Source organism: Paenibacillus gorillae, assembly GCF_000513275.1.
GTDB lineage: Bacteria > Bacillota > Bacilli > Paenibacillales > Paenibacillaceae > Pristimantibacillus > Pristimantibacillus gorillae.
In genome coordinates this window covers 24,298-35,347 of sequence record NZ_CBVJ010000094.1, presented here as the reverse complement: position 1 = coordinate 35,347, position 11,050 = coordinate 24,298, and the positions used below count along the sequence as shown (strand labels likewise).

Genomic DNA, 11,050 nt, shown 5'->3' with positions numbered 1-11,050 from the left:
ATTAGGGCAAATCTAATTTTGTATGAGTGCTTGGTAGAGAGCTGTTGTTTCCTGATCAGGCTCCGTGCCAAGCTCCTTGTTCAGCAGATTGACAAATGACCGGTAATGGCGCTGCACCGCTTCTGCATCATTCAATTTGGCACTAGCCTCTAAGAGATGCCGGCAAATTTCTTCCGAGTAGGGATCCCTTTGCTGGGCGGCCAGCAGCCGGGTTATCGCATGCGTCTCGCGGCCTGCACTCGTTTCCTGTCTGGCAATTGCGAGTACAAACTCCATATATTGCCGACGCAGCTGCTCCTGTCGCGGCTTGGCCCACCAATAATCATTTTCCTCCAGATAGTGGCCGGTATAGAGACGCAATATGCTGTCGTAATGGGGATGTGCGGCTGCTAAAAATGCAGAATCGCCAACGGGTGCACTGGTTTCTGCAATAGCCCTCTCGAAAAGCTCGACATCAGTAAAGGCGTCTTCACTTGTAAGTGAAAGCCGATAGCAATCTTGCGAGAAATCAATGACAGCCTCTTCACTCCATTCCCGAAGCAGCTTGCGAATTTGATAGATAGAAGTATGTAAGTGGGTCATCCCTTTATCGGGAGCATAGTCGGGCCACAAGCAATCCAGCAGCTGTTCCTTGCTGATCCATTGCTCTTTCAGGTGCAGCAGATAGGCGAACAACTCTTGTGCTTTGGAAGTCCGCCACTTCAGTTTGGAGCTTGGCGTCTTGCCGCTGCGAAGCTCCAGCCGGCGAAAGCAGACGATTGCCGGCTCGTTCCCGATCCGGGCAACCGGCTCTGGCAGCTGCCTTTTATAATTCGATAGCTCGATCATGCGACTGACTGTTTTGGCGAAGCGGGCCGAGCTGACCGGCTTTAACAAATAATCGAGCGCATTAAGCTCGAATGCCTCAATGGCATGTTCGGAGAAGGCCGTTACAAAGATAATACGGATGTCAGGATCTGTCTGCATAATATATTCAGCGGCAGTCAAGCCGCTCATTTCAGGCATGCCGATGTCGAGGAAGACGAAGTCGGTTTTGGAGGTGCGCAAATGTTCCAGGCTTTCTCTAACTGTCGTATAGGCCCCAGTTACTTCGATCCGTCCGTCGTCCTTGATTAATCGTTCCATCTGGATCAATGCTGCTTTCTCATCATCAATTAATAGGGCTTTCATTTGTCTGAAGGAAGCTCCTTCCATGAAGGGATAGTTTATTTATTCATAATTGCATTTTAATCCTGCTTTTGTCCAGAAATGGTTCATTGACTTTTTGTATACTAGGGAAAATGAACGAAGGCGTGGAGGCTGAAGCTATGGCGAACATTGTAATTGCCGATCACTCGATTGAAACCCGGATGATGCTGAGAAACCTGCTGGAGCATGACAATCACCTGATCGTTGGCGAAGCTGCCGACGGAGAAGAAGCATATAGAGAATACGAACGGACCAAGCCAGATTTAATCATACTGGACAGTGAACTTCCGATATTAGACGGAATGGCTGTTCTGCGTAAAATTTTGTATTTCCACCCTCACGCACACATCCTTATGATCAGCGCAGTCAATGAAACGGACATGGTGAAGCGAGCGATACGGCTCGGAGTGAAGCAGTTTCTAGTCAAACCGCTTGAAGCTGAGTCACTGAGCAGAGCGGTGCAAGAAACGCTGGAGCAGCTGGAGCTGACACAGGTCAAAGTGGTGGAATCCAAGCTGGCAGCCTTTTTGAATAGTTTGGATTAGCCCGTCTGCGGAAAAGTTGTCAGAACAGAAGCGAGAATCGAAGGCGTCAACCTGAGGGTTGGCGCCTTTTGGCGTTTTAATAATTTTCCATATTCTGCGCAAAATAAAGTTGGCTAATTGATTGATCATCCATTCTATCTATCCGGAGGCGCGTATGACAAAGTCCAACTGGTTGAAAAAAATGCTGCTCAATACGGTGCCGTCTAGTCCGCCAGTCGAAGACAATCGCCCTCCAGAAAAGAATGCAGCGCCAACTCTTGCACATACGCTGGAAGAATTCGAGGATTGTGCCGACCTTACACATCGGCACTTTGAGGATCCGGAAGTAGATCTGATTTTCTTCGAGCATTTAATCGATCAGTTGAAGCTCAACCGTGAGATTCTTGCTCCGCTGCTAAGCAGTGACCGGGAAGCAGCAGCCAAGCTGCTCCGGCAAATGGAATCGTATAAGGCAGAAGATTCCAAAGCGCTGATTATAGGCATACTGTCTGGCGGCATCGCAATTTTCGCTGAATCGAGAGCCTACCTTTTCAACGTGATTGGTCTTGAGACCCGCGCGGTGTCGCAATCGGAGACGGAAACCGTTATAACAGGGCCTCATGACGCGTTCACGGAGCAAGTAAATACGAGTCTTTCGCTGATCCGTTCCCGGTTGAAAAGCTCTCATCTCAAAATTATGAAACTGGCAGTTGGCGAGGTAACAAAAACGGCGGTGTACCTGCTGTATGTCAAGGATCTCGTTAATATGGAGTTTGTCCATGAAACGGAGCAGCGAATTAAGGCAATTGAAGTGGACAGCATGCTGGATACGAATATGCTCATTCAGTACATCGATGACAACAAGTATTCGATTTTCCCGCAAATCTTAACGTCCGAGCGGCCGGATGCGATCGTATCAAAGCTTGTTGCAGGACGTGTAGTTGGCCTTGTTGACGGAAGCCCTTCAGCTTTCACGGTACCGACCTCTTTCTTTGAATTTTTCTCTTCTTCCGACGACTATTATCAGCGCTGGATACTGGGCAGCGCCATTCGGCTGCTGCGTTTTTTGGCGTTTATCATAACGATCAGCTTCACCGCCATGTATGTGTCCGTCACGACTTTTCATTACGAGATGATTCCGGAAAATCTGCTGATGACGCTGACGGAGTCGCGCAGCCGGGTACCGTTCCCTCCGTTGTATGAAGCTTTGCTGATGGAAGTGACGATCGAGCTGCTCCGGGAAGCCGGGGCGCGATTGCCCACCAAGATCGGCCAGACGATCGGCATCGTTGGCGGTATCGTAATCGGACAAGCCGCCGTGCAGGCCGGATTGACGAGCAATATTCTAATTATTGCAGTCGCGTCCTCAGCAATTGCTTCCTTTGTCATTCCAAGCTACGTCATGAGCGCTTCGATCCGCCTCATCCGGTTTGGACTTATACTTATGACCGGTTTATGGGGCAACCTTGGACTTGTAATGGGAATAGCGGCCATCGTCATTCATTTAAGCGGCTTAACGAGTCTGGGTACGTCCTACTTAACCCCGTTAGCGCCGTTCAAGCCCAGAGACTGGCGGGATATATTCATTCGCGCACCGTTCAGCATGCTTCGGGAGAGGCCGACTCAGAGCGAGTCGCCTAATCCGATCCGAAATCAAACGAAGAGGTGATACCCTTTGGAAAAAACGAAGGAAAGACTAGCGCCGTTTCATGTGATGATTCTTATATTTATGACGCAAAGCGGCGTTATGTCGTTTATCCTCCCGCAGCTGCTGGCGGACAATTTCGGAACGAACGGCTGGGCTTCGGTCATCGGCTTCGGGCTGATTGCTACGGTAAACATCGGGCTGATTGGATTGATCTATAAGCTCGGAAGAGGACGATCGATTTTCGAAATATTGGAACAAGCGTTTCCTAAATTTTTGTTATACCCGATTTATGCGGCTATAGCTTCATTGTGGACGATGCTGGGATGTCTAGCGGGAAAAGAATATGTACTGATTTTTCAGATGTTTGCTTTCCCGACAACGAATCCGATGGTATTCAAATTAGCGCTGGATGTGCTCGTTTTTTGGCTGCTGACGAAAGGGATCTACAACATTTCGAAAGCGGCGACTATTTTTTCTGGCTGTTTTTTTGGATGGTCTTTTTACTGTTTTTCTTTTATGGAGAGTTTCAGTGGGCGAGATTGACCCCGTTTCTGTTCAAGGGCGGGAAATATGAGTGGATGGCCAATGTAGATATTTACTCAGCGTTTCTTGGCTGTGAGCTCAGCATGCTGCTGTTCAGCTATTCGAATAAACGGACCAAGCTCATCCAAAGCACGATGTGGGCCAATCTCATAACGACCGGAAGCTATGTCTATATGGCGTTCATACTGTTCGGCATTTATAGTCTGAAACAATTGCAAACTAAAAACTTTCCGGTACTAGACGCACTGGCGTATATCCGATTTCCCTTTGTAGAGCGTGTAGAAAATTTGTTTTACGGCTTTTTTATTTTTTCTGTCATTTTCTCCATGCTTATGTACGTATGGGCGGCAAAAGAAATGCTGCATCAGATCGTACCGAAGGTGAAGGGGAATGCGATCGGATTTTTTATTATGCTCGCAGCCTACTTTGTGGCGATTATTCCGGATATTTTGAATAAGGTGGGAGAATGGCTTAGTATTCTAAGTATGATTGAAGTAGGCGTTGCCTTTGGTTTGCCAATTGTCCTGATTGTCGTGCTGCTTATACAGAACAATGGAGGCAAGCAGGCCTATGAATAAACGGCTGTACTATTTCACATGTGCGTTCGTTCTGTTGCTGCTGACCGGCTGTGGCGATTACCGCATTCTGGAGCGGATGGGCTTCACTAGCACGGTTGGTTTCGATCTGCTGCCCAGCGGGGAAATGGAAATTACGGCAAGCATTCCGAGAGCTGAAGCTTTTACGCCTGTCAGGCGAGAGGTATTGTCTACAAGCGCCAAAAGCTCCAAGGAAGCAAAGATCAAGCTGGGCCGGGAGACGAACCTGATGCTCGTTAACGGCCAGCTGCGGGATGTGCTATTCTCCATCGAAATGGCCGAAAAAGGATTGTTTGAGCATATCGATTCGATTAGAAGAGATACCTCGATCTCTCCGCAGATCAAAATCGTCATCGTCAACGGAAGCGCAAAGTCGATGCTCTCGAAGGATTACAAACAGCACCCGATGACGGACCGGTATATCGATCGCCTGCTGGAGAAGGAAGGTGCGGGTCACCTTGTGCCCCAAACGACGTTGTATGACTTTGAGCGGGATTATTACGATGATGGAATAGATCCGGCTGTGCCAATATTACGAGAAGATAGCGACCATATTACGGTTGATGGGATAGGTCTATTTAAGGGTGGGCGCTATGTGCTGAAGATTGCTGCAAGGGACGCATTAATCTACTCTTTCATGCAGGGCAGCTTTAAGCAGGGGGAAATGAGTCTGGGGCTTGCGGAAAAAGGGAGCGAACATGAGATGGTTATGTTCACTTCATTGATCAGCAGCAGGAAAGTGAATGTCAGCCATTCTGCGGGGCAGAAGCTTGCTGTGAGCATTAACGTTCAGATGAAGGGCTCTATTTATGAATACACGGGAAATTTGAAGCTGAGTGATGATAGTGACCGGCTCAAGCTTGAGAAGCAAGTGTCCGATCATTTAAGTGCACGGGCCAATCAGATGATCAAGCGGATGCAGGAGAAGCAGTCAGACAGCCTTGGCATCGGCATGTATGTCCGTAACAGCTTGAGCTATAAAGAGTGGAAAAGCATGAATTGGAGTGAGGCGTACGCCAAAGCAGATATGAAATGCAATGTGCAATTCACAGTAAAAGACTATGGCAGCTTGCAGTAACCGCTGCCGCCGCAAGCAGGACATTCTCTATTTCGCAGCGGGAAGACGGTGAAAGGTGCCACTGAATGGTTTTTCAGACACGCCCTAGTTAGCATCTTGATTAATCGGGTAGAATAGATTAAGAAGAGTATGTTATCCAGTTAGCCATCGCAGATGGAGAAGGGGGGCGGCATATGCGAAAACATGGAGGCAAGCTGCTAGTCTTGACGCTTGTCTTAGTTGTTGCGTTCAGCTTGGAGAAAAAGCTGGATTTGTTCTCAGTTCTGGCCGATGCCGGTCAAAGCTCGACGATGGATCAGCTCGGGTCTGCGATGGCGAAACAATTCCAGAGCCGATCGGAGCATTTTACACTGCAATACGCAGGGGATAAAAAGCAGCTTTCCGACACGCTGCAGACGACGATTCGCAGTTCTCTTGCTGAGGATGATTATACAGCTTATATTCTTGATTCCTATCTGTATACCATTCGCAGCTGGGGAGACCGTTCTACGATAAAGATTGAGGCCAGATACAGGGAGACGCCAGAGCAGACGGCGCAGGTTGATGAGACGGTCAAGCAAGCGCTGGCTGGGTTGCTCACTCCTTCTATGAATGACCACCAAAAGGTGAAGGTTATTCATGACTGGATTGTAAGCAGGTTGGATTATGACCAATCACTGACTCGCTATACCGCTTATGAAGCGTTGGCTACAGGGAAGGCGGTATGCCAGGGCTATTCGCTGCTTGGCTATAAAATGCTGAAGGACGCCGGCATTCCCGTATTGATAGCGGAAGGGACGGTCAAAACAGGCGATCATGCCTGGAATATGGTGCAACTGGACGGAGAGTGGTACCATCTCGATCTGACATGGGATGATCCCGTCGTTCAAGGCGCGGAGCAAGTCGAAAGCGCTTCCTCCAAACTGCAGCCGATCCGGTACACCTACTATTTGAAGACGGATAGGGAAATGAAGGCCGATCATGATTGGGTGAAAAGCTATCCGGCCGCAACTGCGAGCTACGGTGAGAAGCTGCGGGAGCTGGGAAGCGGCGGCGGTGCTGAAGCGAAGGCATTCGTCCAGTTGAAAGAGGATGTCGGGCTGAGCTGGCTCGAAGCCGACCGGACGATTGCCGACCTTAAGGCGTTGTCCCAAACCGTGTCGAAGCAGCTGGCGTCCAAAAATACTAAGTTCCAGTTCCGTTACGTGCCAGGCGATCGTCTGTCGGAGGATCTGAAGGCCGCATTCCTCGATGCGGGCATCCCCGTCGGGTATTCCGCCAGCTATGAGCCGTACGGCAATGACGGCTCGATGCTCGTAAGCGTTGAGGTGAGTTACAGTAATTGAGGGGTGGTAGCGATTCACGACTTAAGCAGGCAAGGTGTTTTTTCTTCTACCGCCCGTTCAGGTGCCTTGCTCATGCTAACTGAGTGGGCAAAATGTAAAAGTACATTTTGAATAGCCTCATTTGGTCAAAAATGGTGTTCAAAATGCAAAAGTGCAGTTGAAATCGCTCGATTTCACTCTATGAGGGCATTTTAGGCCGATCAAACTGCATATTTGCATTTTGAAGAGGAAAATCGTCGAAAAAGCCGCTTCCAACATGTATTTTTGCATTTTGATTGGTTGTGCTCAATAGCAAGCGAAGTGTGGCATGTTGTTAGGGGCGGCGCGGCAGGGGCGGCGAACAGCCGGATAGATTATAAAAGCAGCGGTTACAGAAACTGTCGAGCTTATAACTCGGCAGTATGAAGCCCGGCACGATTGACGTGCCGGGCTTTATTTGTGATAGAGCGGCTAGCGTGCAGCGCTGGTGCTATAGCTAGCTATTTGCTATTGCTGCTCGCGTGCGCGGGCAGCGGTCATTTGCTGCCATACGGACCCAGCGGCTTCTTCGCCGCGTTCGATTCGCTCCAGCGCCATTTGCGCTTGAAGCTGAATTTCGAACTCCTTATCCTGTGCTGCAGCACGAAGCTCCTCAATCGCACTTTCGTCGCCTACTTCATACAGGAAACGAGCGGCGCGCCAGCGGACAAGCTTATTCGTATCGCGGAGCGCTTCAATCATTGGGCCGGTTGCAGCAGGGTTGCCCCAATCGGACAATGTGTCGCCGGCTGTACGGCGGACAGCCGCAGATTTGTCGCGCAACGCCTCGATCATATAAGGCATTGCCTCCGGCGTGTCGCGAAGGTCGCCGAGATAGACGACGGCGAGCCTGCGCACCGACATATTGTCATCGCGCAGCGCTTGCGCGAGAACAGGAAGCAGCTCCGGCTCGGCATTGCCGATGCGTTCGAGAGCTGCATAGCGGACCTGCCATTCCGGCGATTGCAGCCGTTCCGCGATTTCTTCTGCGGACAGCGGCGCAGGTCTTGCCGGTACAACAGACTCCTCGCCGGGGCCAAGCGCTTGCGCTGCTTCAATTAAAGCACGGAGCCGCTCTTCGGTGTACGCGGCATCCAGCTCCTTCACGATGTCAGCGGCGATTTCTTCCAGCTCGCCGTAGCGTACGCCAAGCTCCTCCAGCCGCCGTTCGCGAATCATGGATGCGCCAGCGGCTTCTGCTACTGCTTCGCCGAATTTCGGCGGCAGGGCGGATCGGGCTTCGCGCTCGCCGGTTTTGACCCGTACCTGCATCGGAATGCCGCGGAACATTTGGACGAATACATGCGCTTCGCCGTAGCTTTCCGCAGAGGGCACGGCGGAGTCTGCTTCGGCGCCTGCTTCGCCGCCGGAGAGCAGCGTACGGGCTTCGGCTAGAATACGCGCCCAATCTGCGTTGCTTACACGATCCAGCGCGATAAAATCGGCTGTGCGGAACACGCTCCGCACACCTTCGATCGCAAGAAGGCTGCGCAGCGGCTCAGGTGCGCCGTCAGCTTCCTTTTTCGTATACGATTGCTGCAAGCCGCGCGGAAGCGGCTCGTCAACATTAAGTTTCATGGAATTAGGACTTGGCGTTGGTTCAATCGAAATTAGCTTCATAGCTCGTTGATGACCTCCCATTCAATAAGCGATATGCATATAAATACTGTACACAAATAGTGTACATGAAATCACGCTTCGATGCGAATAGCGATTGCTTTGGAGAGCTGCACTTTTGAACGTCTTGTTGCTTCTGTCTGGCGTAGTTGATATCTTTACAGTATAGCTTTTTTCTGTAAACAAATATTCCGTCGATGATACTATGAACATCCATAACTAACGCATACGAAGCGAGGGATGCAGCATTGAGGCCTAAGAAATTTGTGAATATCGAGCCGATCGAGCAGCACAATTCGTTCAAGCAATTCTCGAGATGGCGTCAGGAACGGATGAGCCGAGTGAAACAGAAGGATTACTCGTATACGGTTCCTAACGTCGAGCCTGAACTTTCCTTTTTGCATAATTGCCGCAGCCATAAACAGCCTTCCATTACATGGGTGGGTCATTCGACTTTTCTCCTGCAGGTGGCGGGGCTTAATTTGATTACCGATCCGGTGTGGTCGGGACAGATGGCTTTTCAAAAAAGGCTGGCGCCGCCGGGCATTCCAATCGAGGATGTGCCCCCGATTGACGTTGTCTTAATTTCTCATTCCCATTATGACCATTTAAATATTCAATCACTCCGCCGTCTTGGCGGACGCAAGCAGCTGCTCGTCCCGGCGGGGCTAAGCTCCAAGCTCAAGCTAAAGGGATTTACGAATGTTAAAGAGCTGCACTGGTGGGAATCCGTTCATATCCATGGTGTCAAATTTACATTCGTCCCTTCACAGCACTGGACTCGCCGCAATCCTTGGGATTCGAACAGCTCCCATTGGGGCGGATGGATAATTGAGCCTTATGCCTCTTCCATGCCGAATTCGATGGGTACATCTGAAGGCACCACGACAGTCCAGACAGACGGGAAAACAGGAAGGCCTATCGTTTGCGAGGCTCCGACGATTTATTTTGCGGGGGACAGCGGTTATTTCCAAGGGTTTAAAGAGATCGGCCGGCGGTTCGATATCGATGTCGCTCTAATGCCAATCGGTGCGTACGAGCCGGAATGGTTTATGGGGCCGCAGCATGTTACGCCGGAGGAGGCGCTTCAAGCTTTCGAAGATACGGGAGCCAGATGGTTCGTACCGATGCATTATGGTGCGTTCAAGCTGGCTGACGATACACCGCGTGAAGCGCTGGACCGGCTCGAAGCAGAGCGCGCCGCCCGTGAGATTATAGAGGAGCGAATTGTCGTTCTGCCTCACGGGGAGACATGGAAGCTTGCCGGCGGTCAAGGACCCCAGCCGAAATGACAAATATGAACAAAGCCGAGCCAAATGCGTTCAATGACAAGCGGTTTGGAGAGCGATATACTAACAGCAATGGCAGTTATTATGAGGGAGGTCTTTTCTTACTATGAGTCAACCTATTCGTCTTGGCATAATTGGAGCAGGAGCCATTGGCAATGTTCATATGACGACTTTTGCTAAAGTAGATACCGCGGATATCGTCGCTGTAACTGACACTTACTTGCCGCTTGCAGAGCAGCGCTCGGAGGAGCATGGCATTTCGGTCGTTCATGACAGCCCGCAAGCTTTGCTTGAAGATCCGACATTGGATGCGGTTATCATCGCAGTGCCGAATCAATTTCATGCATCGCTTGCGATTGAAGCATTGAAGCAGGGTAAGCATGTATTGCTGGAAAAGCCGATGGCGATTGATTCGACCTCGGCCCGCGCCATTGTCGATGCGGTGGAGCAGTCCGGCAAGGTGCTGATGATGGCTCATCAAATGCGCTGGAGCGGGCTCGGACGAGCAATTAAAGCTCGGATCGACAACGGCGATCTCGGCAGCATCTATAATGTGAAAACGGGCTGGATGCGTAAAAAAGGCATTCCGGGCTGGGGCTCCTGGTTTACCCGCGCTGATCAATCCGGAGGCGGCCCGCTCATCGATATCGGTGTTCATATGCTGGACCTGTCGCTTTACTTGATGGGCAATCCGAAGCCGGTATCCGTATATGGCTCTACTTATGCGGAGTTTGGTCCGAAGAAAGAAGGGATCGGCAGCTGGGGTACGCCAAACTGGGAAGGCTATTATGACGTTGAAGACTTGGCGTCCGCACTGATTAAGCTCGACAACGGCGCGACGCTGTCGCTGGATGTAAGCTGGGCAGCTCATTCTGCTGCGCTCAGTGAAGATCCGTTCATCCACCTGATGGGAACGGAGGGCGGCGTATCGCTAGTTGGCGAAGCTGGCTCTTACGTAACGCATCAGGACAACGAAGTGGTGAAGACGGATATTGGGCCGCTGGATGGCGAAGAGGACCGCGTTCTGCTAAGCAAGCATTTTGTGGAATGCGTTATCGAAGGCAAACAGCCGATCGCGCCAGCGCTTTCCGGTTATACGAATATGCGTATTCTTGATGCTATTTATGAATCTTCCCGCACCGGCAACGAGGTTAAGCTGAACTGGGACTAAGAAAAAGGCACCGGACGTTTACGATAATCATTAATTAAATAAATACATCGAAA

Annotated in this window: 8 protein-coding genes and 1 pseudogene; 7 read left to right on the top strand and 2 right to left on the bottom strand. The window is 50.5% G+C overall.

The genetic code is table 11. From position 1 onward, the window contains the following. Positions 1-12: 12 nt before the first annotated feature. Positions 13-1,170, bottom strand: coding sequence for a response regulator (locus tag TY10_RS16885; RefSeq protein ID WP_042165888.1), 1,158 nt, complete (start codon positions 1,168-1,170; stop codon positions 13-15). 137 nt (positions 1,171-1,307) lie between these two features. On the opposite strand from TY10_RS16885, the gene TY10_RS16880 reads away from it, so the two are divergent. From TY10_RS16880 to TY10_RS16860, 5 genes and pseudogenes are all read left to right on the top strand, one after another. Continuing rightward, positions 1,308-1,733, top strand: coding sequence for a response regulator (locus TY10_RS16880; RefSeq protein ID WP_052350598.1), 426 nt, complete (start codon positions 1,308-1,310; stop codon positions 1,731-1,733). A gap of 154 nt (positions 1,734-1,887) precedes the next feature. Beyond that, positions 1,888-3,381, top strand: a complete 1,494-nt coding sequence (locus tag TY10_RS16875; RefSeq protein ID WP_081735329.1) for a spore germination protein — start codon at positions 1,888-1,890, stop codon at positions 3,379-3,381. Positions 3,382-3,426: 45 nt separating this feature from the next. Beyond that, positions 3,427-4,481, top strand: a pseudogene (locus TY10_RS32595) (GerAB/ArcD/ProY family transporter). Then, entirely contained in the window at positions 4,474-5,577 is a 1,104-nt protein-coding gene (locus tag TY10_RS16865; RefSeq protein WP_042165886.1) for a Ger(x)C family spore germination protein, read from the top strand. The pseudogene TY10_RS32595 and the gene TY10_RS16865 overlap by 8 nt, the downstream one beginning before the upstream one ends. 173 nt (positions 5,578-5,750) lie before the next feature. Next, a complete protein-coding gene (locus TY10_RS16860) occupies positions 5,751-6,902 on the top strand; it encodes a transglutaminase domain-containing protein (protein WP_042165883.1) in 1,152 nt (383 codons plus the stop codon). A 486-nt stretch (positions 6,903-7,388) separates the two neighbouring features. Here TY10_RS16860 and TY10_RS16855 read toward each other — a convergent pair whose 3' ends face one another. Next, positions 7,389-8,540, bottom strand: a complete 1,152-nt coding sequence (locus TY10_RS16855; RefSeq protein ID WP_042165880.1) for a virulence factor — start codon at positions 8,538-8,540, stop codon at positions 7,389-7,391. 245 nt (positions 8,541-8,785) lie between these two features. On the opposite strand from TY10_RS16855, the gene TY10_RS16850 reads away from it, so the two are divergent. Further along, positions 8,786-9,829: an MBL fold metallo-hydrolase gene (locus tag TY10_RS16850; RefSeq protein ID WP_042165878.1), complete on the top strand. Its 1,044-nt coding sequence runs from the start codon at positions 8,786-8,788 to the stop codon at positions 9,827-9,829. A 103-nt stretch (positions 9,830-9,932) separates the two neighbouring features. Further along, positions 9,933-10,997 carry a Gfo/Idh/MocA family protein gene (locus TY10_RS16845; protein ID WP_042165876.1) on the top strand — a complete coding sequence of 355 codons (1,065 nt, stop codon included), beginning with the start codon at positions 9,933-9,935 and terminating at the stop codon, positions 10,995-10,997. Positions 10,998-11,050 lie beyond the last annotated feature (53 nt).

What these genes read in the sequence shown, in the direction of transcription:
- TY10_RS16885 (WP_042165888.1), bottom strand. Translation starts at nt 1,170, where the DNA reads ATGAAAGCCCTATTAATTGATGATGAGAAAGCAGCATTGATCCAGATG.
- TY10_RS16880 (WP_052350598.1), top strand. Translation starts at nt 1,308, where the DNA reads ATGGCGAACATTGTAATTGCCGATCACTCGATTGAAACCCGGATGATG.
- TY10_RS16875 (WP_081735329.1), top strand. Translation starts at nt 1,888, where the DNA reads ATGACAAAGTCCAACTGGTTGAAAAAAATGCTGCTCAATACGGTGCCG.
- TY10_RS16865 (WP_042165886.1), top strand. Translation starts at nt 4,474, where the DNA reads ATGAATAAACGGCTGTACTATTTCACATGTGCGTTCGTTCTGTTGCTG.
- TY10_RS16860 (WP_042165883.1), top strand. Translation starts at nt 5,751, where the DNA reads ATGCGAAAACATGGAGGCAAGCTGCTAGTCTTGACGCTTGTCTTAGTT.
- TY10_RS16855 (WP_042165880.1), bottom strand. Translation starts at nt 8,540, where the DNA reads ATGAAGCTAATTTCGATTGAACCAACGCCAAGTCCTAATTCCATGAAA.
- TY10_RS16845 (WP_042165876.1), top strand. Translation starts at nt 9,933, where the DNA reads ATGAGTCAACCTATTCGTCTTGGCATAATTGGAGCAGGAGCCATTGGC.